20 protein-coding genes and 1 pseudogene are annotated in these 25,413 nt (G+C 58.0%); 15 read left to right on the top strand and 6 right to left on the bottom strand.

Annotated elements, in window-relative coordinates; translation table 11 throughout:
• The 3 genes from J2Y86_RS03075 to J2Y86_RS03065 all read left to right on the top strand — a co-directional run bounded on the left by J2Y86_RS03075 (position 1) and on the right by J2Y86_RS03065 (position 2,955).
• Positions 1–483, top strand: a complete 483-nt coding sequence (locus J2Y86_RS03075; RefSeq protein WP_253428025.1) for a nuclear transport factor 2 family protein — start codon at positions 1–3, stop codon at positions 481–483.
• A gap of 172 nt (positions 484–655) precedes the next feature.
• A complete protein-coding gene (locus J2Y86_RS03070; RefSeq protein WP_253428024.1) occupies positions 656–2,128 on the top strand; it encodes an MFS transporter in 1,473 nt (490 codons plus the stop codon).
• 68 nt (positions 2,129–2,196) lie between these two features.
• Positions 2,197–2,955, top strand: coding sequence for an SDR family NAD(P)-dependent oxidoreductase (locus J2Y86_RS03065; RefSeq protein WP_253428023.1), 759 nt, complete (start codon positions 2,197–2,199; stop codon positions 2,953–2,955).
• A gap of 16 nt (positions 2,956–2,971) precedes the next feature.
• Here the strand turns inward: J2Y86_RS03065 and J2Y86_RS03060 are convergent, their stop codons facing one another.
• Positions 2,972–3,580, bottom strand: a complete 609-nt coding sequence (locus tag J2Y86_RS03060) for a hypothetical protein (RefSeq protein ID WP_253428022.1) — start codon at positions 3,578–3,580, stop codon at positions 2,972–2,974.
• A gap of 1,300 nt (positions 3,581–4,880) precedes the next feature.
• Here J2Y86_RS03060 and J2Y86_RS03055 point away from each other — a divergent pair.
• The 7 genes from J2Y86_RS03055 to J2Y86_RS03025 all read left to right on the top strand — a co-directional run bounded on the left by J2Y86_RS03055 (position 4,881) and on the right by J2Y86_RS03025 (position 15,464).
• Complete coding sequence (locus J2Y86_RS03055; protein ID WP_253428021.1) at positions 4,881–7,091, top strand: putative bifunctional diguanylate cyclase/phosphodiesterase; 2,211 nt, start codon at positions 4,881–4,883, stop codon at positions 7,089–7,091.
• A 163-nt stretch (positions 7,092–7,254) separates the two neighbouring features.
• Positions 7,255–10,254: a xanthine dehydrogenase family protein molybdopterin-binding subunit gene (locus J2Y86_RS03050; RefSeq protein WP_253428020.1), complete on the top strand. Its 3,000-nt coding sequence runs from the start codon at positions 7,255–7,257 to the stop codon at positions 10,252–10,254.
• Positions 10,251–11,057: an FAD binding domain-containing protein gene (locus J2Y86_RS03045; RefSeq protein WP_253428019.1), complete on the top strand. Its 807-nt coding sequence runs from the start codon at positions 10,251–10,253 to the stop codon at positions 11,055–11,057. Before J2Y86_RS03050 ends, J2Y86_RS03045 begins: the two co-directional genes overlap by 4 nt.
• 2 nt (positions 11,058–11,059) lie before the next feature.
• Positions 11,060–11,560 carry a (2Fe-2S)-binding protein gene (locus J2Y86_RS03040; RefSeq protein ID WP_064596717.1) on the top strand — a complete coding sequence of 167 codons (501 nt, stop codon included), beginning with the start codon at positions 11,060–11,062 and terminating at the stop codon, positions 11,558–11,560.
• Between the two features lie 5 nt (positions 11,561–11,565).
• Positions 11,566–13,104: an AMP-binding protein gene (locus J2Y86_RS03035; RefSeq protein WP_253428018.1), complete on the top strand. Its 1,539-nt coding sequence runs from the start codon at positions 11,566–11,568 to the stop codon at positions 13,102–13,104.
• Between the two features lie 19 nt (positions 13,105–13,123).
• Positions 13,124–13,927, top strand: a complete 804-nt coding sequence (locus tag J2Y86_RS03030; protein ID WP_133839517.1) for an enoyl-CoA hydratase/isomerase family protein — start codon at positions 13,124–13,126, stop codon at positions 13,925–13,927.
• 184 nt (positions 13,928–14,111) lie between these two features.
• Positions 14,112–15,464: an MFS transporter gene (locus J2Y86_RS03025; protein WP_253428017.1), complete on the top strand. Its 1,353-nt coding sequence runs from the start codon at positions 14,112–14,114 to the stop codon at positions 15,462–15,464.
• Here J2Y86_RS03025 and J2Y86_RS03020 read toward each other — a convergent pair.
• A complete protein-coding gene (locus tag J2Y86_RS03020) occupies positions 15,457–16,242 on the bottom strand; it encodes an alpha/beta fold hydrolase (RefSeq protein WP_253428015.1) in 786 nt (261 codons plus the stop codon). The two genes, J2Y86_RS03025 and J2Y86_RS03020, sit on opposite strands and share 8 nt — an antisense overlap.
• 90 nt (positions 16,243–16,332) lie before the next feature.
• On the opposite strand from J2Y86_RS03020, the gene J2Y86_RS03015 reads away from it, so the two are divergent.
• Positions 16,333–17,304 (top strand): XdhC family protein, encoded by a 972-nt coding sequence (locus tag J2Y86_RS03015; protein ID WP_253428014.1) that lies wholly within the window; start codon positions 16,333–16,335, stop codon positions 17,302–17,304.
• A gap of 188 nt (positions 17,305–17,492) precedes the next feature.
• Positions 17,493–18,347 carry a helix-turn-helix transcriptional regulator gene (locus J2Y86_RS03010; protein ID WP_253428013.1) on the top strand — a complete coding sequence of 285 codons (855 nt, stop codon included), beginning with the start codon at positions 17,493–17,495 and terminating at the stop codon, positions 18,345–18,347.
• Between the two features lie 103 nt (positions 18,348–18,450).
• Here the strand turns inward: J2Y86_RS03010 and J2Y86_RS03005 are convergent, their stop codons facing one another.
• On the bottom strand, positions 18,451–18,741 hold the full coding sequence (locus tag J2Y86_RS03005; protein ID WP_116642246.1) for a DUF6388 family protein: 291 nt from the start codon (positions 18,739–18,741) through the stop codon (positions 18,451–18,453).
• Between the two features lie 69 nt (positions 18,742–18,810).
• A complete protein-coding gene (locus J2Y86_RS03000; RefSeq protein WP_253428012.1) occupies positions 18,811–19,554 on the bottom strand; it encodes an SPOR domain-containing protein in 744 nt (247 codons plus the stop codon).
• 587 nt (positions 19,555–20,141) lie between these two features.
• On the opposite strand from J2Y86_RS03000, the pseudogene J2Y86_RS02995 reads away from it, so the two are divergent.
• Positions 20,142–21,923 (top strand): annotated as a pseudogene (locus tag J2Y86_RS02995) (monovalent cation:proton antiporter-2 (CPA2) family protein).
• Between the two features lie 3 nt (positions 21,924–21,926).
• Here the strand turns inward: J2Y86_RS02995 and J2Y86_RS02990 are convergent.
• Positions 21,927–22,835 (bottom strand): LysR family transcriptional regulator, encoded by a 909-nt coding sequence (locus J2Y86_RS02990; RefSeq protein WP_253428011.1) that lies wholly within the window; start codon positions 22,833–22,835, stop codon positions 21,927–21,929.
• A gap of 109 nt (positions 22,836–22,944) precedes the next feature.
• On the opposite strand from J2Y86_RS02990, the gene J2Y86_RS02985 reads away from it, so the two are divergent.
• Positions 22,945–23,952, top strand: coding sequence for a zinc-binding alcohol dehydrogenase family protein (locus tag J2Y86_RS02985; protein WP_253428010.1), 1,008 nt, complete (start codon positions 22,945–22,947; stop codon positions 23,950–23,952).
• A gap of 83 nt (positions 23,953–24,035) precedes the next feature.
• Positions 24,036–24,344, top strand: a complete 309-nt coding sequence (locus tag J2Y86_RS02980) for a putative quinol monooxygenase (RefSeq protein ID WP_253428009.1) — start codon at positions 24,036–24,038, stop codon at positions 24,342–24,344.
• Positions 24,345–24,398: 54 nt separating this feature from the next.
• On the opposite strand, the gene J2Y86_RS02975 is transcribed toward J2Y86_RS02980, so the two are convergent.
• Positions 24,399–25,382 (bottom strand): LLM class oxidoreductase, encoded by a 984-nt coding sequence (locus tag J2Y86_RS02975; protein ID WP_253428008.1) that lies wholly within the window; start codon positions 25,380–25,382, stop codon positions 24,399–24,401.
• Positions 25,383–25,413: the final 31 nt, after the last annotated feature.

Raw genomic sequence — 25,413 nt, 5'->3', positions numbered from 1 at the left:
ATGAACATCAAAGCACTGGCCGCACGACTGGATCGTCTTGAAAGTCGTCTGGCGATCGAAACGCTCATTTCTGCTTATGCGAATGCGTTCGACCGTTTGAATGCCGATCTATTGCAGCAGATCTGGCATGAGGATTCGACCCTGGACCTGCCCGGATTCGGAGCTGCGGGGAGTCGGAGCGACATCATTTCAATGGCTGAACAGAGCTGGCGACAGATGCCGCATATGCATCATTGGATGGCCAACCCTCTGATTGAGATTGAGGGCGACATCGCCGTTGGGACAGTGGCAGCCAATTGCCTGTTTCACGATATCGAGAAAGGTCCGGTGCAGGTCAGTGGCCTTTATCACGATAGGTTCGAACGTCGTGACGGCCAGTGGAAGTTTGTATCCCGGCGCTTCGAGTTGCACTACCTCACGCCACTCGATGAATGGGTTCCCATTGCAGGGAGCGAGCATTTCAAGCCAGCTTTTAACCTATGAGGCAGGCAGGCGAGTTGGTTGAAAGAACACATAACTCTTTTTGGCCAATTCCGGTCCCCTTACAAATATGCACGCGAAATGTGCATCTCTGGCAGTGCCGCGGCGGCTGGCTGACGTCCAGAATCGTCCCAACGACCTCGATGCGTACGCAGTGTCTTTCTGGAGTTGCCTAATGACATCCAAACAGGATTCTCCACCAGCAGCCGATTCTCGGCGATGGTTTGCTTTCGCTGTTCTTTTGATCGGCGCTTTTCTCCCGCCGCTGGACTTTTTCATTGTCAATGTTGCATTGCCATCAATTCGCAGCGGCCTGGCTATTACACCAGCGCAAGTCCAATGGGTCATTTCGGGCTATGCCGCGAGCTATGCCGTTTTCCTCATCACTGGAGGTCGATTGGGCGACCTGCTGGGCCGCCGCCGAGTGTTCTTGGCAGGCATCGCCGGGTTCGGCGTTTCGTCCCTGATTTGCGGACTTGCCAGCTCGTCGACGATGTTGATCAGCGGGCGCGTGTTGCAAGGATTAAGCGCTGCGGCAATGGCACCGCAAGGACTGGCGTCTATTCACACTCTATTTCCGGAACACGAACGTTCGCGTGCGTTAGCCGTATATGGCGCGACGATTGGCTTCGCGGCGGTGGTAGCCCAGGCGCTTGGGGGACTGCTGATTTCTGCAAATGTTTTCGACCTGCAATGGCGAGCGATTTTTTTGATTAACCTGCCTATTGTCGTAGCTGTATTTATTGGCGGAGTACCACTGCTTCCCGATTCCAGAAGTAAAACTCCGGCACCGTTAGATCGCATTGGCGTAGTCCTGTGTGCGCTGGCGGTCGGGCTGCTAGTGCTGCCGTTAGTTGAGGGCAGGGAAGCAGGGTGGCCTTGGTGGCTTTGCCTGATGCTAATGAGCTCGCCCATCGTCGCCGCTGGCTTTTGGCGCTACGAAACTTTGCTGGAGCGTCGAGGCGGCACACCACTGGTGAGTCCACAACTCAGCCGCGCACCTGGCTTGGTCGCCGGGCTGACGGGCGTCCTGTTCTTCTACGTGATATCAGCGTTTTTCTTAACGTTTTCGATTTACCTGCAAGATGCGCTAGGTGCAACGCCCCTATTCTGCGGCTTGATGTTCGTTCCCTTTGGCGTGGGCTTTCTGATCGGCCCTCTGACAACGCCCTTTGCAATCCGCTTGTTCGGCCGTTTTGTACCTGCCATAGGAATGCTGCTTGAGGTGCTCGGTTGTCTGATTCTGAGCGCTGCCGTTGCGACCGCGCCGACAGGCAAAAGCCCCGGCCTGGCGTTTGTGATTCTGGCCGTGGGGTTGCTCGGTTTCGGTCAGGGTTGGGCACTGCCAACACTCATTCGCACTGTTATAGATCGTGCGCCCCCAGGCGGATCGGGAATGATCTCCGGCGTCGTCAATTCGGCACTGCAGATCAGCGCCGCGCTGGGTGTGGCGGTCCTCGGGGGCGTTTTCTACGCACTGGCCGCTCCCGCACAGAGCCCTTCGTCGCTTGCTGACGGTTTCATCGCCACCCTGCTGGGCATCGCTGTTTGCCTGGTCTTTTCAGCGCTGTTGTCCGTCCATGCATCGATGCCCCGCTCACCAATAGCGACTGCTCTTTCCGGTGTCTTCGGTCAGCCCAAACCTTGACTGGTGCCAGCGCCGTGCAGCTGCCAATTTTTCCAATACCTATAAATGCGTTACTTAGGAGTCAAGACATGTCTGGTAAATTTATCAATCAAGTAGCGGTCGTCACGGGCGGTTCGACTGGAATCGGCTTTGCGATTGCCAAAGCTCTGTTGGTCGAGGGCGCTAAACGCGTCTATATCACCGGACGCTCGGCGGCAACGTTGGACGCTGCGGTTACCGCACTGGGCGATAAAGCCGTGGCGGTAGTGTCTGATGTCGCTCGGCAGGCCGATCTCGATTCGCTCAAGGCATTGATCGAAGGACGGGACGGTCAACTCGACGCAGTGTTTGCCAATGCCGGTATATGCGAAAAAAACCCCGTGGGCGAAACGACTGAAGCCGCTTACTACAACATGTTCGATATTAACGTTAAGGGCGTATTTTTCACTGTTCAGACGCTGTTGCCGTTGATGAAGGATGGCTCGTCAATCGTTCTGACCGCTTCCATTTGTTCCAGTAACGGGATGGAAGGTCTGAGTCTTTACAATGCGTCAAAGGCTGCGGTGCGTTCATTTGCACGCACTTGGGCCAATGAGCTCAAAGGCCGAAAAATTCGCGCGAACGTGCTCAGCCCTGGCTTTACCAGAACACCGTTGATGGACAACGGACTGAAGATGGATGAAAGCCAGATCGAAGCACTCAAAAATCACGTAGGACAAATCGTGCCGCTAGGCTACATGGCCCAACCGGAACAAATAGCGTCGTCCGCACTTTTCCTTGCATCCGCTGACGCCAGTTATGTCAACGGCGTGGAACTGATGGTGGACGGTGGCCTCTCGCAAATCTAAGGGCATGCCTGTCAAGTCACCCATGATTGTTGTCGACATCCGAACCGGACTGATCAGGGGGCTGGCCCTCGACTGAATGAGGCTTGCGCCGGCGCCAAATTCGAATACGGGGCGATTGCAGTGGCGCTCGAACGGTTTCGAACGGTGTCCAAATGAGGGTGCTTCCGGACAGCGCCACAGCAATTACTGCAGCATTAAGTCCGCCCCCGCAAGGAAATTCCGCGATGAAATCGCTCCCACAGGAATCGGCGCGCCACGCGGCCGGATCTTCAATAGGCTCTGGACACAGAACGGTACTGTGCTCGTCAGCGGGAGTTAGGTTGATCATCTCAGCGCCAGCCCCAGGCACCGATCGAGCAATCTTGCTCGGGACATTGAACGTGTTCTTCCGCCATGCCAGCAATTGAAGCATCGCTTCCACGTCCGGCCGGCGCGACAGATTCGCGGTCGACTCCGAAAGCACCTGCGCGCTTGACGGACTGGGTGGTAACAGAGGGGGCTTAGACTGATCCTTCAATTGGGACTGAAAATCCGGGCTAGTGGTCAGCGCTCGTAGGTTGTTTTCGGCCTCTGCAGCATTCGGCAAGACAGAAGTAACTGGTGGCAGGGCAGAGATGCTGGTCATAAGAGAGCCTCATGTTTAGAGGCTGACTTACGATACGTAACTCCCGTCTTCCTGATAGCGGTAAACGCCAAGGGTTGCGAGGTAATTATGAGCGCCGCGCTGGTTCGGTCGAGAGTGGGCAATTTGAGCAGGTCCATCAGTCTCTCCCGTGCGGGGGGGGGCACGTCTGAAGGGTACGAAGTCCATCGTTCAAGCGACCATAGTCTATCAACTAGTAGGTTTGTTCAATGGCACGCCGTCCCTTAATGGCGACAGGCTATACGAGACCGACAAACGACAGGATGACTAGGACGATCACCACTGCCCCAACGATGTAGATAATATTGTTCATGAGAACTACCTCTTTATCTGAACTGGATTGTCGACACGAAGGTGTCTAATACAAACGACACCTCCGCAGGCAATTCCGTTCCGCAAACCAGATAGCGATGCCGCGCTGGGTGACGACGTGGCGGCGGCGTACGCCGTATGCGAAGAGATCCTCGAATGGGGAGGGGTGTTGAATCCCGCTTCCGTCACATTCCTTCAAAGCCTGGCGGCAAGCGGCGAGCTGCCTGGTTATCTGATCGACGTTGAGGCTTTGCTGCGCCTGGATAGCAGCAATCGGATATCCCATTCTCAGCCCACAATATATGGGGACCTATTGATTGAATCGCGGTAAACCACGCGAATGGGCAGCCCGCCAGCTTCAGCCAGGTTGGATTATCCGGCACTTGCTGGAAACCCATATTGAGATTTTTCCGGCGCGGGCAATTGAAGAGCGCTGCCATCGGTTCGAGGCTGGGCTTTTCATGATGGGGTATGACCTAAGGTCAATTGTCCCAAATGGTTGGGATATTCCTGAACCACCGGCTCTGGCTAGGAAGCGTAAGACTCAAGCTGATTGGAGAAAACGTAACCGAGCAGCGAAAGCAGATTGCTGAATAGCTTCAGGAATGATGAACCTATCTGACATAACACATCATTTAACAAGTGGGCCATGTCATATGTTCATAGGCAGGCCGTTACTATGTTCTGCGGCACGTCCGAAGGCTAATGGCATGGAAATGTTCATGGGTCCAAGTTCATGGAAACCGGGCTGCAGCTTCCGAACTGTCCGGCCCAGCAGAACGGAGCACCCCGACCATTCCAGCCAAACGGCGGCAATCTGATACCGTTTTTTATGTTGGATCTGAGCCTTTTTTTTGCGGGTCGGTGCTCTATAGAGTGCGCGTCCGACGCACTAGTGGACAGTGATCGGCCGCCCACTGTTTCAGGCTCTCTGAAGACCGGACGACCTCGAGAGTCTTCAGGAACCACCATGAATACTCGTCCGAGCTTTCACAGCAAGACCTTCCCCGAGTCGCAACGTGACATTCTCGGCATGATCGCGACCGACCATCATCTGGGCGACATACTCTGCGCCATCTGTCAGATGCACGACGCACAGACCCCCGAAACCTTCTGCTCTATCCTGCTCACTGATGCCGAGGGCAAACACTTGCTAAGCGGCGCGGCGCCCGGGCTGCCGGCCGAGTACAGCGAGGCGATTCATGGAATGGCCATTGGTCCACAGGAAGGAACCTGCGGTACCGCAGCATTCCGGCGCGAGCTTGTGGTCACCGAAGACATCGCCCAGGACCCAAACTGGGAGCGTTTCCGCAGCCTGGCGCTGGGGCATAACCTGCGTTCCTGCTGGTCGGTGCCGTTGCTCTCCCATCAAGGAAACGTGTTGGGTACATTTGCCCTGTACCAGAACCGCGCCCATGCGCCGGACGAGGCGCAGATTCAACGATTGGCCTTTGCAGCCCAACTGGCAGTCATTGCGATCCGCCGCGAACGTGACGGCCAACGTCTGGAGGAAAGCGAACAACGTTTTCGATCATTGTTCACCTACAATCCCAACCCGGTGTTCGCCCTCGATCTGGCCGGCAACATCCAGAGTGTGAATCCGGCAGGCCTGAAGCTGAAACCGCACACCGCAACCGATTTCCTCGGTCATCACTTTTCCCGCCTGTTGCTCGAAGAAGACCTGGAACGGGTCAGTCAGCATTTTTCCGCAGCCCGCGCTGGAGAGCCTCAACGCTTCGAGGCACGGCTTCTCGACGAGAGTGATAAATTGCTGACCATGGACATTTCCAACCTGCCGATCATGGTCAACGGAGAGATCGTCGGGGTATTTGGCATAGCCCGAGACATCAGCGAGCAGAAGCATTTCGAGCGCCAATTGAGCTTCAATGCCAGCCATGACCGGCTGACCGGTTTGCTTAACCGTGTTTCGCTTGAAGACCGGCTTATGCTGGATTGTCACATCAGTCGTCGGCGCAAGCGTCGTCTGGCGGTGATGTGCATTGACCTGGATGGATTCAAATCCATCAACGATTCGATCGGGCATTACTTCGGCGATCAGGTGCTGATTGAGGTGGCGCAGCGTATGACCCGGCAGGTTCGTCCCGGTGACACCATCGTGCGCATGGGCGGTGACGAATTTATCGTGCTGCTGCCGAACCTGCTTCGTGATGAGGACGTTGTACCGGTGGTCGAGCGCTTGATGGCCAGCATTGCCAGACCCTACTGCATCCAAGGCATTGACCTGCACGTGAGTGCAAGTATTGGCATCACCCTGAGCGATGGTCACATCGAGCAGCCGATGCAGCTGATCCAGCAGGCTGACATGGCCATGTACAAAGCCAAGCAGCAAGGGCGCAACAACTTTCAGTGGTACACCAGCGATCTCAATCAGCGCGTTTGCGAGCACGCGAGCCTGCGCAATGACCTGCAAAAGGCTATCGAAACTCAATCGTTCAAGCTGCATTATCAACCGCAGATAGAGGCGCGCACGGGGCGGGTGGTCGGGATCGAAGCGTTGCTGCGCTGGGAGCATCCTGAAAAAGGATTTATCTCACCCGCTGTGTTTGTGCCGGTGGCAGAGGACAGTGGTCAGATCATCCCGCTGAGCCTTTGGGTACTCGATACGGCCTGCGCGCACTTGCGCCAGTTAGGCGAGCAGGGCATCACTGGCATCTCGATGGCGGTGAATATTTCGCCGATGCATTTTCAGCGTGGCCATTTCGTCCAGTATGTACAAGCCACCCTGGAGAAACACGGACTCTGTGGTGAGCAACTGGAGTTGGAGATCACCGAGTCGCTTCTGTTGCATAACGCTGAACAGGCGATCGACACGTTGCACCGGCTCAAGGCGTTGGGGGTTTGCATTGCGCTCGATGATTTCGGCACCGGTTTTTCCAGCCTCAGCTACCTCAAGCGTTTGCCCATCGACAAGATCAAGATTGACCGCTCGTTCATCCAGGAAATCGCCACCGACCATCACGATGCTGCGATCACCCAAGGCATAATTTCCATGGCCCATCACCTCAGCCTGACGGTGGTCGCCGAAGGTGTGGAAACGGCGTCTCAGGTGGATTTCCTGAAGGGCAGCCGCTGCGATGTTTTTCAGGGGTATTACTTTGCCAAACCAATGCCCTATGCAGACATCGAAGCTTTCCTGAGCCATCCCGCGTCCCATCCCTGACCGCCAATTCTGTCTGGACCCAGACCTGAAAATCAGACGCTAAGGCAAATTTTCAGACCCCAGCGCAGAACTCCCTCTCCCCAGGCAAGGCGCTCCCTGCGCCTTTCTCACACACTCGGCTCTAACGCTATCGCGCTGCACAACAACAAGAGCCGCGAAAAAAATGACTAGTTTCCAGCCTGCTACCGAAAGCCAGACCGGCCACATCGGCGCCCGTCAGACCCGTGTCGAGGACGCCGCATTGTTGCGCGGCCTCGGCTGTTATGCCGATGACGCTGCGATCCCTCCGGGAACGCTACACGCGGCGATCATCCGTTCACCCCACGCTCATGCGCGGATCACCTCGGTGGACTTTTCCAGTGCGCTGCTGATGAAAGGCGTGCACGGCGTGCTGGTCGGCGAAGACGTCAAACGCTGGGCGCTGCCGTTCCCGGTGGGTGTGCGGCAGCCGATGGAGCACTGGTGCGTCGCCGTCGACAAGGTACGTTACGTCGGAGAGCCGGTGGCCGTAGTGATCGCTGAGAGCCGCTATCTGGCCGAGGACGCCATCGAAGGTGTGCGCGTTGAATACGAGCCGCTGCCACCGATCATCGATCCCGAACGGGCCACCGCCGAACAGGCGCCGATCCTGCACGAAGCGGTCGGCAGCAACGTGGTCAACGAACGGCGCTTTCGTTATGGCGAGCCGGAGCAGGCCTTCGAGCAGGCGCCGCACAAGGTCTCGCTCAAAGTGAATTTTCCGCGCAGTTCCTGCACGCCCATCGAATGCTATGTGGTGCTGGCTCAGTTCGAGCGCGCCACCGGCATTTATGACGTGCTGGCCAATTTTCAGGGTCCCTATGCGTTGCACACGGTCATGGCCCGGGCACTGAATGTACCCGGCAACCGCCTCCGTTTGCGTACACCGAAAGATTCCGGCGGCAGCTTTGGCATCAAGCAAGGGGTTTTCCCTTACGTGGTAATGATGGGGCTGGCGTCACGCAAGGTCGGTGCACCGGTGAAGTGGGTCGAGGACCGTCTGGAACATCTTCAGGGGGCTTCTTCGGCGACCAATCGGGTGACCGAAATTGAAGCAGCGGTAGAAGCGGATGGCCGTATCACCGCTTTGCGTTATGACCAGATCGACGATTGTGGTGCCTACCTGAGAGCGCCTGAACCGGCGACTTTCTACCGCATGCACGGCAACCTGACGGGTGCCTACGCGATCCGCAATTTGCAAGTGCGCAACCGAGTGGTGCTGACCAACAAAACCCCTTCCGGCCTGAACCGTGGTTTCGGTGGCCCACAGGTGTATTTCGCCCTTGAACGGTTGCTGCAACACATCGCCGTGCAATTGAAGCTTGATCCGTTGGACGTGATCCGCCGCAACCTGGTGCCGGCCGATGCCTTCCCTTATCGCGCGGCCGCCGGTGCGTTGCTCGATTCCGGCAATTACCAGGCAGGCATTGCCTTGGCGGCGGCTGACGGTGGACTCGACGAGTTGCTCGAACGTCGTGATCAGGCGCGTGCCGAAGGCCGGATCTACGGCATCGGTTATGCCGCCGTCATCGAGCCTTCGATTTCCAACATGGGATACATCACCACCGCGATGACACCCGAAGAGCGGCGCAAGGCCGGTCCGAAAAACGGCGCTGTCGCCACCGCCACCATCAACGTCGGCCCATTGGGTGACGTCAGTGTGCACGTGTCCTCGGCACCCCAAGGGCAGGGCCATCAAACCACCGTCGCTCAGGTCGTCGCCGAAGTGCTTGGGGTTGCGCTGGAATCCATCGTGGTCAACGTCGAGCTGGATACCCAGAAGGACGCTTGGTCGATTGCCTCGGGCAACTATTCCAGCCGCTTCGCCGGCGCTGTGGCCGGTGCCGTCTACAAGGCGGCGCTGAAGATCCGCGATCGCCTCGCCGCGATTGCCGCCGAGCAATTGCAGGCCAGCCCCGAAGATATTCGTTTCGCCGGCGGCAAGATTTTTGTGGTCAATGGCGGAGCGGTCGCGCCATTCCATCGGATTGCCGGTGCGACCCACTGGTCGCCGGGCCTGCTGCCGGAAGGTGAAAGTGGCGGACTGCGCGAAACCGCGTTCTGGAGCCCGCCGCAATTGGTGGCCCCGGACGACCAGGATCAGGTCAACAGCTCGCTGTGCTACGGCTTTGTCTTCGACATCTGTGGTCTGGAAATCGACCGCATGACCGGCGAGATCCACATCGATCGCTACGTCACCTGCCATGACGCCGGCCGCCTGCTCAACCCGGCGCTGGTCGATGGCCAGATTCGTGGTGGCTTCACCCAAGGCCTCGGCGCGGCGCTGATGGAAGAGTTCGCCTATGGCGAGGACGGCAGTTTCCTCTCAGGGACCTTCGCCGATTATCTGGTGCCGACCGCACCGGAAGTGATCGAACCGGTGATCCTGCACATGGAAACGCCATCGCCATTCACCCCACTGGGCGCCAAGGGTGTGGGCGAGGGAAACAATATGAGCACGCCGGTGTGCATCGCCAACGCGGTGGCTGACGCCCTTGGCCGCTCGGACATCCGTCTGCCACTGACGCCATCGAAAGTACGCACGCTCATCGGGATCGACGAGCCGCCACGGCCCGCCGGTATGGAGCCCGATGAAAACCTGGACGCGGCCGCTGCCGGTGGACCGGCACTGCGGGCCAACGACTCGGTGGTGATTCCTGCTGCGCCGCAACAGGTCTTCGATACCTTGCTCGACCCGCAGACGCTGGCGGCAATCATTCCCGGTTGCCACGACCTCGTGCTTGAAGGCGAAAACCGTTACCGCGCAGACGTCACCGTCGGCGTCGGCATGATCCGTGCGCGCTTCGAGGCCAAGGTTGCCCTGAGTGATCTGGACCCGCCGCATTCATTGCGTCTGTCCGGTTCCGGCAGCAGCTCGATGGGTTCGGCCCAGGGTCAGGCCAAGGTGCGTTTCGTCCAACTGGAAAATGGCCACACACGTCTGGAATACCAATACCAGGTGGCGGTCAGCGGCAAAGTCGCCGCGGTCGGCGGCCGAATGTTGCAAGGGGCCTCGAAAGTGATCATCGGACAAATCTTTACTCGCCTGTCGCAACGGGTCAGCGGCCAAGCCATCTCCACCGGCTGGTGGGCGCGACTGCGGGCCTCGCTTGGCGCGCTGTTTGGCAAGGGAGGTGCGCAATGAAACCGGCTGCTTTCGATTACGTTCGGGCTGACACCCGTCGTCAGGTGGTTGAGTTGCTCGCCGAGTACGGCCAGGAAGCTCGCATCATCGCCGGTGGCCAATCGCTGATGGCGGTGCTGAACATGCGCCTGGCTCAACCCAAGTTACTCATCGATATCAATCATGTGGCTGAACTGGCCTATATCGAACTGCGCAAGGATTGCCTGGCGGTAGGTGCCGGGGTACGACAGGCGCAGTTGCTGGCGCGTTCGACCCTGATGGACGAGGTGCCTTTATTGGCACTGGCGATGCCCTGGATCGGTCACTTCCAGACGCGTAATCGCGGCACCGTCTGCGGTTCGGTGGCTCACGCCGACCCCAGCGCCGAGTTGCCACTGTGCCTGGTGACGCTGGGCGGCGAGATCGTTCTGGAGTCGAAAAAGGGCAAGCGCATCGTCAAGGCTGTCGACTTCTTCCAGGGCATTCTCACCACCGACAAGCGTGCGGATGAACTGGTCGTCGAGGTGCGTTTTCCGCTTAAGCGCGAAGGCATCACCTATCGCTTCCGCGAAATCGCCATGCGCCACGGCGACTTTGCGATTGTCTCCCTGGCCGCAGCCATCGGCGCGGATCAGGTCGAGCTTGGCATCGGCGGGGTCGCTGACCGTCCGCAACGTCGCAGTCTGCCTCGTGGTGCGGGGCTGCCGGACGCGCTCAATCAAACTGCCTGGTCGCTCGACGCACAAGACGATGTGCAGGCCAGCGCTGCCTATCGCCGCCAACTGATTCGCGAGCTGGGTCATCAGCTGATCGAAGGAGTCTGAACATGCGTGTAACTGCCGACCAAACCTTTCCGATTCGCCTGGAACTCAATGGCCGCTCCCGCGAAGCCCTGGCTGAACCGCGAACCCAACTCTGCGACTTCCTTCGCCACGACCTCGGTGCCACCGGTGTCCATGTCGGATGCGAACACGGTGTCTGCGGTGCCTGCACGGTGCTGGTGGACGGAGTCGCCATGCGCTCCTGCCTGATGCTCGCGGTACAGGGGCACGAGCGGCGTATCGAGACCGTCGAGTCCTTGGCCGACGACGACACACTGAGCGACCTGCAACAAGCCTTTCGCCGTCATCACGCCTTGCAGTGCGGCTTTTGCACTGCGGGCATTCTCATGTCCTGCGTGGATTTCCTGGAACGGGTACCCAACCCGGACGAGACACAGGTACGCGACATGCTTTCGGGGCATCTATGTCGCTGCACGGGCTACACCGGCATCGTCCAGGCCGTGCTCGAAGTCGCTGCCCAGCGCCAAACGAACGAAGGGGTATAACAACAATGTTCGATCTCGGACGCAGTTTCCTCGCTGCCGTTGAACGCCGGCCGCACGCCGTGGCGGTCAGTGACGGTGCGTTGAAGAAAACCTATGAAGACTGGTTCGTCGATATCCAGAGTGCCGCTTGGGGCTTGCAATGCCTTGGGCTGCAACGCGGTGATCGACTGCTGGTAGTGATGCAGAACCGCTGGCAGATGGCGACCCTGCATTGGGCCTGTCAGTTTGCGGGCATCGTCATGACCCCGTTGAACTGGCGTTCGACCGCCGATGAACTGGGCTACTGCATCGAAGATGCGCAAATCCGTGCAGTGGCTTACGACGATGCTACCGTGACCGCCGTGGCCGGTTGCAGTGCCGCCACAAGGCTGCCACGGATCGCCACAGGTCTGCGTGCTGCCAACACCGACCTGAGTTTCCAGGAACTGTGTTCGCAGACCCCCTCCGGCATCATTTTGCAGGCCGACGCCGAAGACTTTTCACTGCTGCTGTACACCTCCGGAACCACCAGCAAGCCCAAGGGCGTGCCCCGTCGGCACCGTTGCGAACGTGCCGCGGCGGTGGCCCACGTCGCGCAAAACCTTTACCGCCAGGGCGAGTGCACGCTGGGTGTCATGCCGCTTTACCACACCATGGGCGTGCGTTCGTTGCTGTCCATGGCGCTGATCGACGGACATTTCGTCTGTGTGCCGAAGTTCGACGTGGAAGCGACGTTGCAGGCCATCGAGCGGGAAAAGGTCAGCAACCTGTACCTGGTGCCGACGCTCTACCACATGCTCATCGAACACCCGGCCTTTACCCGCGAGCGAGTCGCCAGTGTCGAAAAAATCGGCTTTGCCGGTGCGCCGATGAGCGACGGTTTGATGCGTCGCGTCGAGCAGGCGTTCCAGCCGCAATTGTTCGTCAATCATTACGGCAGCTCGGAGATCTACACCTTCACCATCGACCAGCAAGCCAGCCGCAAACCCGGTTCGTCAGGGCGCAGTGCAATGAACCAGCGCGTGCGCGTGGTGCCGATCGATGCTGAAACGGCAGACGTGCAGGTCAACCCATTGGAGGAGGGCCAGATCATCGCCGACCTGGCGAGTGACGAGGCGTTCGAAGGCTACCTGAACCGCCCCGAAGCGACCGCCAAGGCATTACGTGACGGATGGTATTTCACCGGTGACATCGGCTACTTCGATCGGGAGGGCGATCTGTTCGTCACGGGGCGTGTCGATGACTTGATCATCACCGGCGGCGAAAACGTCAGCCCGGCAGAAATCGAAAACATGCTTTCTCTGCACCCGGCAGTGGAAGAAGTGGTGGTGGTCGGTCTGCCCGACGAGCAGTGGGGCAAAATCATTGCAGCTTTTATCAAGCTGCGCGCCGAGGTCTCGGAAAGCGAGCTCGATGCCCATTGCATCGCTTCGGGCCTGGCCAAATTCAAGCGGCCACGGCGTTACCAGTTCATCGATCAGATTCCCAAATCTCCAGTGGGCAAGGTGCTGCGGCGCGTGCTGCTCGCCGAATTTCAGGAACAGGCCTTGAAGGCCATCAGCTAATCATCCAGAGGACACTCTCATGCAACAACAAGCGATCCAGCAATTTCTCGACACTCAGTTCGATGGCTTCCAGGTTGAAGTCGATGTGTCCCGCGAGCGCGCTGATATCATCCTCAACCGGGCACCGTTGAATGTCATTTCCATGGGGCAGCGCGATCAACTGCGCCTGGTCTTCGAAGCCCTCGATGCACACAAAGATGTGCGTGTCATCGTGCTGCGTTCGGTGGGTGAACATTTCTCCAGCGGCGGCGACATCAAGGGTTTCCTCGAAGCATCGCCAGAGCACGTTTCGAAGCTGGCCTGGAATGTCGCGGCACCGGCACGTTGCGAAAAACCGGTGATCGTTGCCAACCGTGGCTACACCTTCGGCGTCGGTTTCGAACTCTCCCTGGCCTGCGATTTCCGCATTGCTTCACAAACCACTCGCTACGCCTTGCCTGAGCAGAACCTGGGTCAGATCCCGGGCTCGGGTGGCTCCGCACGCCTGCAGAAAATCATCGGCATCACCCGCACCAAGCACATGGTGATGCGCGCCAAACGCATTACCGGCGACCAGGCCTACGCCTGGGGTATCGCGACCGAGGTCGTGCCGGATACCGAACTGGAAAGCACCGTCGATGCGTTGGTCGATGAACTGCGTCGCTTCTCGCCGCTGGCTCAGCGCACGGCGAAAAAACTGATCAATGACAACGAAGATGCGCCGCTGACCGTCGCGATCGAAATGGAAGGTCACTGCTACAGCCGTCTGCGTAGCTCCAAGGACTTCAAGGAAGGCGTTGAAGCGTTTCACAGCAAGCGTGCGGCCGTGTTTATCGGCGAGTAAATCGTACCGGCGAGCAGGCCCGGGAGTATGTCGGTAACGGCGTACGTCCCTACGGAGCAGGGCCTGCCGCCCCATCAATGCAACTTAAAGGGCACATCAAGGCATCACCGCTGACCTGCTGATTACCCGCAACCCGCGCACCGGGATGCAGAACGTTTCGATTGACCGTTTGTGTGAGGCAACCATGACTACGACAACAACAATAACTGCATCACCCGCCAGCGCCGCTACCGATACACCGCAGATTCCACCGGGCAAGGCCTTGCTCGCGGCATTTGCCTCGACATTCGGCTGGGCGCTGGATTTGTTCGACCTGTTCATTCTGCTCTACGTGGCGCCCATCATCGGCCGCCTGTTCTTCCCCTCGGAGACCCCGACCCTGTCGCTGGCCGCGGTATATGCTTCGTTCGCCGTGGCCTTGCTGGTGCGTCCGCTGGGCTCGGCGATCTTCGGCGCGTATGCCGATAAACACGGCCGCAAGCGTGCGTTGATGGTGTCGATGGTCGGCGTCGGTATTTCCACAGCGCTGTTTGGCGCGTTGCCGACTATTCACCAGGTCGGGGTGTTGGCTCCGATACTGTTCCTGGTATTACGGGTGATTCAGGGCATTTTCGTTGGCGGCATCGTTGCCTCCACTCACACCATCGGGACCGAATCCATCTCGCCACGCTATCGCGGCTTGATGTCCGGATTGATCGGTGGCGCCGGGGCCGGCATGGGCGCGCTGTTGGCGTCAGTCACTTATCTGGTGCTATCGGAGATCTTTCCCGGGGATGAATTTGACGTCTGGGGCTGGCGCTTCATGTTCTTCTGCGGCTTGCTCAGCACCGTTTTCGGTTTGGTGATGTTCCGTTACCTGGAAGAAACCCCGGTCTGGCAGCAACTGCAACAAGCCCGCAAAACCAAGGGGCCGGCAATAGTGGTGGTGTCGCCACTCAAGCGTCTGTTTGGTCGCGAGTACCGCGGCGTGATGCTGGTCAATCTGCTGATTACGTTCGGCGGCGGAGCCACCTATTACCTGGCCTGCGGTTATCTGCCGACATTGCTCAACGTGGTCGCCAAAGTGCCCCACACGCAGACTTCGCAGCTGCTGATGTACGGGTCGGTGGCAACCATTGTCGGCGCACTGGCCTTCGGTTACCTGAGCGACCTGATCGGTCGCAAGAAGACTTTCCTGCTGCTGGGTGTGATCAACCTGGTGAGCCTGCCCATGATGTTCCTTGGCGTCGCCGAACCGGGTTCGCTGACCCGCACTGCGCTGTATTGCGTGGGCATAGGCTTCATGGGCGGGGCGATCATCGCGCCGATCCTGATCTTCCTCAACGAACGCTTTGCCACCGAGCTGCGAGCCAGCGGCACCGGGTTGTCCTGGAACATCGGTTTCGCCCTCGGCGGCACCATGCCGACCTTTGTGTCCCTGGTCAGCAGCAGCCCGGCGCAGATCCCCATGGTGCTGGCGATTTTCGCCGCCGGTCTGTCGGTGATCTACCTGATCGGCAGCGTGGTGATTCCGGAAACCCAAGGCAATTTCAAATAAAGGCGGGGAGGCGCTCCAGGAATTCGCAGATCAGCTGCAAGGTGCGCTCGGTCGCTTCGGTCTGGGGAAAGTGTCCGCAGTTGTCCAGCAACACACAGCGGCACGGCCCAGGCACCTGTCGCTGGATGACCACCAGTTGCTCGGGCGTGGCGTAGTGGTCTTCGCGACCCTGAATGACCAGCAACGGCTTTTCGATATAAGCCAACTGCGCTTCGAGATCGTCCAGGGCAAAGTCCGGGTGCAACCAACTGTCGCTCCAACCGTGAAAAGCGCCGTCGACATTGGCCCCATGGTGGCGTGCCAGGCGTTCGCGCAATTGGCCCTTATGCCAAACCTCAGTGGTATGGCGAATGCCATCGAGGCTCTCGGTCTCGACAATCACGTGAGGCGCCAGTGCAATGCTGCCCAATACGCGGGGATCATTGGCGGCGGCATAGGCGAGGACAATGGAGGCGCCGTCACTGTGACCGAGCAAAACCACTTGCGGCAGTTGCAAGGCATCGAGCAATTGCCGCAGTTCACGAGGGCCGTCGCTGCTCAGGTAGTTCAGCGGACGCGGCAGGGTTACCGGGCTCGATTGCCCATAACCCTGACGACTGTAGGTGACCACACCGCAACCGCTGGCTTGGGCCAGGCGCTGGGGGAAGTCTTTCCATTGGTCGGCGCTGCCGAGGCCTTCGTGCAACAGCACAAGCGTCGGTCGCGATGGGTCAGCCGCAGGGATTTGGCGATATTCCAGGCGCAGCGGCCCCAGTTGCAAAAATTGTTGTGGCGACATGTTGAATCAACGATTGAACAAGGTTGCTCGCAGGTTACCGTAAACGTAACCCGGCATGCAGTACCACGGTTTGCTTGAGGTATAGAAAACATGCGCCATCTCGATGTTCAGGTGATCGACCAGGCACTGCAATGGGCTCGCGCCGGGCAGGCCCAGTGGCTGTGTACGGTGCTCTCCACCTATGGCTCGGCGCCGCGTGCGCCGGGGGCGATGCTGGTGACCAATGGCTCGGGCGAACACGTCGGCTCGCTATCGGGTGGCTGCGTCGAGGAGGAGTTTCTCGAAAGCCTGGCGCGCGGTGAATTACGCGAACCGGCGCAGATCGTCAGTTATGGCGACAGCGTCGAGCAACGCCACCGTCTAAGACTGCCCTGTGGTGGTGTGCTGATCGTGCTGGTCGAGCACCGCGCTGCGAGTCCCGAATGGATCGCGCACCTGGAGAGTCTGCAAGCGGCGTTAATGGGTCAGCGGCGTCTGCTGCGTCATGTCGAGTTGAGCAGCGGAGCCTTGCGCCTGGACGCAGACATCGGACACGGCAGCGAGCGGGTGCAAGTCGTCGACGAGACGGTGCGCATCAGTGTTGGCCCTGCGTTGCGACTGATTCTGGCCGGGCTGTCGCCGGTCGCGGAAGTCTGCGCCAGTTTTGCCCGCGCCATCGGCTGCGAAGTCATCGCCTGCGACCCCCGGGATGAGATGCAGCATGTGCAGCTCGAAGGCGTGGAGATGCAACGCGTGCTGCCCTCGATGTTCATCGCCGCTGGTGGTTGCCATGCGGCGACTGCGGTGGTGGCGCTGACTCACGATCCTCGAATCGATGATCTGGCGCTGATGGAAGCGGTGCACACTCCGGCGTTTTACATCGGTGCCATGGGTTCTCAGGCAACCTCGGCCAAGCGCGCCGAGCGGCTCAAGCGCATCGGTGGTCTGACGGATGAACAGATTGCCCGTTTGCACATGCCCATCGGCCTCGATCTGGGCAGCAAGGCCCCGGCGGAGATCGCTCTGGCGGTGGTGGCCGATATCCTGCGCGTTTATCACGGGAAAGAGCGCCATGCCTTGTAAGCCGGTTTTTCCGACGAACGTGAGGGCTGCGAAAGTCGAGGTAGACCCTCAAGCCTTTGCGCGCGATAGTAGCCAGCCATGTGTTGCTGAACCATCGAGTGACCGCCGGGGTTGAGAAATAGATAGACGCCCCGATGATATGCATTGTGGTCGGTAACAATATCGCTTCTAGCGAGCGGAGGAATCTGATGTCGATTGCCCAACGGGTTTTCCATGGCAGGTTTGGCCGGGTCGCCTTGCTGAATATGGATCGTTCGCTGGTCACCCACACCCATTCCGAATGCCATGTGCTGGTCAAAGTGTCCGGCGAGGACACTTACTTCAACGTCAACGGTCGGCGGGTTCCGCTCAGCGATCGCACGGCGGTGCTGGTCAATGCCTGGGAGCCGCATTTCTACGATCCGCAGCCGGGTGCCGGTGCAACCGTCATCTTGGCGCTCTACATCGAGCCCGCCTGGCTGGCCACTGCCCAGCAGTCGCTTGCGCTCAGCGGTCGGCCGGACTTTTTTGCCCAGCCGTGCATCGAGCTGTCGAGTCGTAATCGCACCTTGGCCGACATCCTGGTCGCCGAAGCGCATGGCTGCGGGATCGTGCCGAAAGAGCGCATGGAATTCATGCTGTTCGACTTCCTGATCGAACTGATCGAGGACTTTTCCAGCTGGCGGCATTTATCGCGACTGGGCGCGCCGAACTCAGCTGAGTTCCGGGACGCACGCGTGCGCCGTGGCACCGCATGGTTGCTTGAGCACCTCGATGATCCGAACCCGATCGACAATGCCGCGCGGGCTTGTGGTCTGTCGCGGGCGCACTTCTTTGCGCTGTTCAAGAAAGATACCGGCATGACGCCGACCCTGTTGCTGAACGACGCGCGCATGCGCCGGGCTTTTGCCTGGCTTGAGCGTGAGCGCAGTGGAACGTTGGGCCTGTTGTCGGAGAACCTCGGGTTCTCCGAGCAAGGCCATTTCACACGGTTTTTCCGTCAGCACATTGGAGCTTCACCCAGCCAGTATCGGCGTGTAGTGGATTGTTATGCGACAGTTTGAACCGAGAGGAGGGCGGGGGTATTGGGCAATACTCCCGCCGATGAAGTTAGTCCTTTATCTTGAAACGAGCGGCTTTTATAGGCTGCGAAATTTGTAGAGTTTATTAATTGTCCAGAAAGTCATAAATCTCTTTCATGCGTTCTTCGCGCATCAACTCAAGTTCTTCCTTGGTTTCGGCTACCCACTGCAGCATGAAGTCCCAGCAATCGCAGTCGTGAGCATCCGCTTCTGCTTCAAATGCTTCTTTCAGAAATTTAAGGCGATATTCTTCTGGCGAGAGCCCGCAGTTTTCAGCGAGGCTGTAGTTCAGCTCGCTGAGTTCAAGTTGGATCCATAAGTTAGCGTCCAGGAATTTCTTCAGGGCGAGTTCGGCTCTAAGTTCTTTTGCGATCATGAATACACTCTCGTGTCATAAAACAGGTAGACATTTTTTTCGAGATCAGTAGCGCTACACAGGATTATGTCAATTTCCCGCCATCATCCATCCTCTAACACCATGACTTTCACTCAACTCTTTCACGACTCGAGCCGCGTCCTGCTTTTGTTTATACGGGCCAATGACGACAAAGTTGTTTTCTTTACGCGCTACCGGCAACTCGAACTGCTGAATGGCTTTTACTGCACGATGGCGGCTAGGTGTATTCAATGCAATTTCGACCACCCATAGGCCGGATGAAGGCGTGATTGAAGCTTCTTTTTTAGTGTGGAAAATGTAGCCGCCGCATGTCAAACACGGGCGTTCCAGCGTGATCAGCGAGCCTGGTACTGTGCGAAAGACATGCCATTGCGGATCAATGGTTTTTTTGCGAGCGAAGAGTGCCAGGAGCAGGCCGATAAAAGTAATCAGACCGCTGAGAATAATTGTCCATTTGTGTGCCTGTGTGGGCAATGAAGTCAGCGTGAGTCCGGGTGTTTCGTCTGGCTTTTCGAGCCAAAACTGTACGGCGTCAGCCTCCGTTGAGTCGGGTTTGCGGGATTCGTTTTTCGTAAGGTGTGCGAGCCCGTCAGAATGTATCGTACCGAGCTCTGTCGCAACTTTATTAGCGGTGTCATCGAGTAGTTGTTCGAACTTTGTCACTTTTTGCTGGATGTATGAGTTGTCGACGTTATTTTGACAAATGGGTCCTGTGGACGTGTAGGTCCATAGTAGTGCTGATAGTTGCCCAAAAACGCCAGTTAACAGGAAGCCCAAGCCAAGCTTTCGCACAGCGGCCGTCTCCAAAGCAAGTGAATAGTTGTCTGCCCCGTTTATTTCTGATAAACAGGGTTCTTTTGTTGATCCTGGGATTGTCTAAATTCTTGAGCGCGTCAGTGTGCTCAAGCGCCAAAACTAGTTGGCTGCTTTATTGTTGTTGAAAGAACATCGGCCTTGCACTTTATAGACTGTTGGCTGACGAAAAAGTCTCAGGTTGTCGAAAAAAAACCGTATCAGATGGATTGCAGAGCGATCCATTAATTACTTGTATTTAAGGTGAATATCGTGGCCAAAGTTGCCTTGTTCAAGATTCAAGCCATGCCTACTCGCTTGGTATAAATGAAAGGATTGTCAGCCGGCCCTTTCCGGTACGGACAGGGAGAAGCTACTGAATTTTTTGTCACCCTTTCAAACGATGCCGGTGTCTGCACTACACTTCAGGTGTCATTCCTACCCCTGGAGAGTTCCTGGTGAACCCTCCAGATATTGTGCTTGGTCCTGAAAAAATTGCGGGACTGAGCGCTGAGCTTTAAAGCTCTACTCGACACGCCTGGCCGTGGACGCATTACCGGTCCTGATGTGGGATGAGGGTCAATGCCATGGCTGTTGAAGGCAATGCAGGTCAATTATTTGCTGTCGTCACTTTGCTTGCCGCCGCCGTGGTGGCAGTGCCGCTGCTCAAACGCATCGGGCTCGGCTCAGTGGTCGGTTACCTGGCGCCGGGGCTGATCATTGGCCCCTTCGGGCTGCAACTGATCCATAACCCCCTCACCATCATTGAGGTGGCCGAGCTGGGTGTGACGATGTTTCTTTTTGTGATTGGACTGGAGATGAAACCCTCGCACCTATGGGATCTGCGTCGGCAGATCTTTGGGCTGGGCAGCCTGCAGGTGGTGGTCTGTGCTGTTCTGCTCACTTTTGTCGGCATGGCTTTTGGATTCCCTTGGCAGGTGTCATTTGTCTGCGCAGCGGGTTTTGTACTCACCTCCACGGCCCTGGTTATGCAAGTTCTCTCGGAACGCGGTGACATTACCGAGCCGAGAGGGCAGCACGTCGTGTCCATTTTGCTGTTTGAAGACCTGTTGATAGCCCCTTTGCTGGCGGTGGTGGCTTTTCTGGCGCCCACTGAGTTGGCGAATGGACCCACGTCACCCCTTTGGCAACGCATAGGTACCGCAGCGCTGTCCCTGGGGGCATTGGTGGCCATCGGATTGTGGCTGCTCGATCCCCTGTTTCGAGTATTGGCCAATGCCAAAGCGCGCGAGGTAATGACTGCGGCTGCGCTGCTGGTTGTGTTGGGAGCAGCGCTGCTGATGGAAATCGGCGGTCTTTCAATGGCGATGGGTGCTTTCGTTGCCGGTGTGCTGCTGTCGGAATCCACATTTCGCCACCAGTTGGAGGCCGACATAGAACCGTTTCGTGGCCTGCTGCTGGGGCTGTTTTTCCTCGGTGTCGGCATGTCGCTGGATCTGCAAACGATGGTCAGCGCGTAGAGGCTCATCATCTCTGGTGTGCTGGCACTGATGCTGGTCAAGGCCCTGTGTATTTATGCAGTTGCGCGTCTGGCGAAAAGCGGTCATCGCGACGCGCTGGATCGCGCCGTGCTGATGGCGCAGGGTGGCGAATTTGCTTTTGTGCTTTTTGCCGAAGCGCTCAAACTCAGGGTCATCGGTCCTGAAGTCAACGCCAACATGACGGCTATCGTGGTGCTCTCCATGGCGCTTACACCGGTGACCTTATTGCTGTGCAAACGGTTTACTCGCCCACAGCCCGTGTCCATGGACGGTGTGGAAGCCGCACACAATCTGCAATGCAATGTACTCATCATCGGTTTTGGCCGTGTGGGGCAGATTGCCTGCCAGGTGCCGCTCGCTCAGGGAGCAAAAATTTCTATCATCGATATAAATCCGGAGGTCATCCGCGCCGTGACACCCTACGGTTTCAAGGTCTATTACGGCGACGGCGCCCGCCATGAAATATTGCACGCTGCCGGTGCCCATCACGCCCGCGCCATCATTATTTGTGTGGATGATAAAAAAGCCGCGACACGCATTGTCGAAAGTACGCGGCACTACTGCCCGCAGGTGAAAGTGCTGGTGCGCGCTTTTGACCGCGAACACGCGCTGGAACTGGTCGAACACGATGCCGACTACATAGTGCGGGAGACCTTTGAGGCCGCCCTGCTGCTCGGCCGTCAGGCCGTGGTGACGCTGGGTGCGTCTGAGCACGAAGCCGACGCGGTGATCGACGAAGTGCGCAAACGCGATGCCGAACGTTTTGCCTTGGAAACAGCGGGCGGCCTGTTTGCCGGACGAGCGTTGGTATTGGGGAATATTGAGCGCATTGATCCGCCGAACAATGAAGCGCGGGATGCTCAGTGAGCATCAATCGCCGTCATTCGGTTCACGGTGCTCCAGCGCAGAAAACTGACCACTCAACCACGTATAAAGCTGGGAAACCGCAGGGCTGATCTGCTTGCGATGCGGGCACACCAGACTCAACGGCGAAGCTTCGCCAGGAAAATCCGGCAGCAGCACAAGCAGACGCTCAGCGGCGATATCGGCACTGACATCCAGCCAGGATTTGTAGGCGATACCTTCACCGTCCAACGACCAGCGTCGCACGACATCGGCGTCATCGCTGAACAGTGGCCCCGAAACCTGCACGGTTTGCCCGCCCAGGTTCCACTTGTCGTAGACCCGGCCATTTTGCAGATAGAGCAGGCAGTGATGCTTGCTCAAGTCATCCGGCGTTTGGGGAGAACCGCAGCGTTGCACATACTCCGGTGAGGCAACAAGCACCCGCTGGTTCCACGGTGCAAGCGGCAGTGCCACGTAGTTGGCGTCTTCATTCGGGCCGTATCGAATCGCCACGTCCACCGGGTCGCGAAACAGATTGGCCATCTGGTCCGACAGGAAAAAACGCAACGTCAATTCTGGATGCTGACGGCGGAACAGTGTCAGCCACGGCAGCAGTATGTTGCGCCCCAGATCGGACGGCGCTGTCACTTGCAGTACGCCCCGCAGCGTGGCGTTCTCACCACGCAGGTTTTCCTTGCCTTGCTTCAGGGTCTCAAGCACTGAGTGGGCGGTGGGCAGATATTGCTCGCCCTCGGCAGTCAATCGCAGGCTGCGAGTGGTGCGGGCGAACAGGCGTACGTCCAGCTCGCGCTCCAGACGTTTGATGGCGGCGGCGACCTGACCAGGCAATAGATCAGCCTCCAGCGCCGCTGCGGTGAAACTGCCCAGTGCGGCGCTGCGGATGAATAAACCAAGATCATCGATGCGGATCATTTTCACTCCTACAGTGAAAGTGTTGGCGCATTCTGCTTGTTTTTCTTTGTACTTGGGAAGTCGAAGATGGCTGCAAACGAGTGCATCACCCTTCAGACAGCGAGTGTCCATGAAAGCCATCACCTTTACCGAACACGCTTTGCCCATCGACAATCCACACGCATTGATCGACATCAGCCTCCCGGTGCCCACGCCTGGTCCACGGGATCTGCTGGTCGAAGTTCGCGCGGTGTCAGTGAATCCGGTCGATACCAAGGTGCGCGCCGGAACTTTCACAAAAGAACCGAAAATCCTCGGCTGGGATGCCACAGGTATTGTCCGCGAGATCGGCTCTGAAGTGACGCTGTTTCAGCCGGGCGATGAAGTGTTCTATGCCGGCTCGATTGCCCGCACCGGCAGCTACAGCGAATTCCATCTGGTCGATGAGCGGATCGTCGGGCACAAGCCTCGGTCATTGAGTGCCGCCGATACGGCAGCGTTGCCGTTGACCTCGATCACTGCCTGGGAATTGTTGTTTGACCGGCTCGGTGTCGTCGAGGGTTCGGGGGAGGGCAAGTACCTGTTGATCACCGGAGCGGCTGGCGGCGTCGGTTCGATGCTGGTGCAACTGGCCCGACAGTTGACCCGCCTTACCGTCATCGGAACTGCCTCACGCCAGGAAACCGCTGATTGGGTGCGGCAGTTGGGCGCGCATCAGGTGATCGATCACGCCCAGCCACTGCTCGCACAATTACAAGCGCTCGGCGTGCCGGAGATCGACTATGTCGCCAGCCTCACTCACACCGAACAGCACTTTGCACAACTGATCGACGTGCTCAAGCCGCAAGGGCGTCTGGGTGTGATTGACGATCCGGACAGCCTCGATGTGATGCCGCTCAAGCGCAAGTCGCTGTCGTTGCATTGGGAGCTGATGTTCACCCGCTCGCTGTATGAAACCCCGGACATGATCAACCAGCATCACCTGCTCAATCGGGTCAGCGCTCTGATTGACCAAGGTGTTCTGCAAACCACTGTGGGCGAGCACTTCGGTGCGATCAATGCGGCAAACATGCGTCGTGCCCATGCGCTGGTCGAGAGCGGCAAGGCCCGGGGCAAGATCGTTCTCGAAGGTTTCTGATTTCACTTCAGGCGGGTCGCTTGCGGGCCCGCTGAACCGCCTGCGGCATCACTTGCCATTTTTTTAATGTTGGAGCGTTGACGATGAATTCGTCCAGTAACGTGTTGGTATCGATTGCCGTGCTCAAGGCCAAGGCAGGCAAAGAACTGGCATTGAAACAAGAACTGCTGGCGCTGGTAGAGCCGACCCGAGCAGAGCCGGGCAATCTCGATTATGTGTTGTTCAAGCTGCGCGACGAGCAGGACACGTTCTACATGCGCGAGGCTTTCAGGGATCAGACGGCGCTGGATGCGCATTTTTCGATGCCTTACTTTCAGCGCTTTGTCGCCACGGCAGATGACCTGCTCGAAGAGCCGTTGCAACTGATATTCCTTGAGCAGGTATCTGCCTGATGATTCAACCAGTTGAACCGCACCACCTCGGCCGGCGTGGAGGCGGCCGGCGGATCAATTCGCTTCAGGACGCGGCTGTACTCCGAATTGCGGAACGATGTGAGTCCCCAGCTCCTCAATGACTTGCGCAGCAGGGCGCTTTCCGTATTTGAGATTCAGGATAACGTGGTCCACTCCGATTTCCTCAAGCGACTCCAGCAAAAAACGGAGATGGTAGTGTCCAAGTTTGAACCCCAAATGAATGCGAGTGGGCGGCGTGGACGGGTTCTCATCGAGGTCGATGTAAAGCGACTGAGTGAAGGGCTTATAGACGGAACCACATTGCTTCATGACCTCCAGCCGCCAATCTTCCACGATCAGTCGCTGCATGTTCGGTGGGCGTGGATAGTTGATCCATCCGACGCTTTCGCGCGCGATCCAATCCAGTGACTGGCGGCTATTGCCGGTCACGAACATTGGAATGACTTGGGTTGTGGGTTTCGGAATGAGGTCTGCACCCTGCATCTCACCACCGCTCCAGCGAATGGGCTCAAAGCTGGTGCTGTGGGCTTGGCGAATCACCTCGTAGTGCTCTCGAAAGATGTCTCCGCGCCTTTCGGGATCGACGCCAAAAGCCGAAAACTCCACTGGGCGATCGCCGGAAGCTACACCCAGAATCAAGCGACCTGCGCTCAACTGATCGACGCTGGCTGATGCCTTGGCCGTGTGCAGAGGATGGTGTAACGGGATGGCAATGGATGCGGTACCAAGCGCTATCTCCGACGTATGAGCGGCCATATAGCCCAGGTAAACCCAGGGGTCGAAGACTTGGCCGACATCACCGAAATTAGGGTCCCGAAGAGGCACATCGCGAAACCAGAGCGCGCAGAAGCCCAGCGCCTCTGCTCGTTTGGCCAATGCGACCTGGTTGAGCATGTTCGGCGTGTCCCCATCGAAGGCCTCCAAAGGAAAGAACAATCCCAGGCTCAAATGACCCGGAGTGAAGGTTCGGCTGAACCCTCGATGCTCCTGATAAGGAATCGCGCTCGGCCGATACATACTCATCTTCCTCAATGGGAGAACGTGAACA

Origin of the sequence: Pseudomonas migulae (assembly GCF_024169315.1) — a bacterium.
Classification (GTDB): Bacteria; Pseudomonadota; Gammaproteobacteria; order Pseudomonadales; family Pseudomonadaceae; genus Aquipseudomonas; species Aquipseudomonas migulae_B.
The sequence above is the reverse complement of the archived record's forward strand: the minus strand, read 5'-3'. Positions and strand labels throughout refer to the sequence as shown.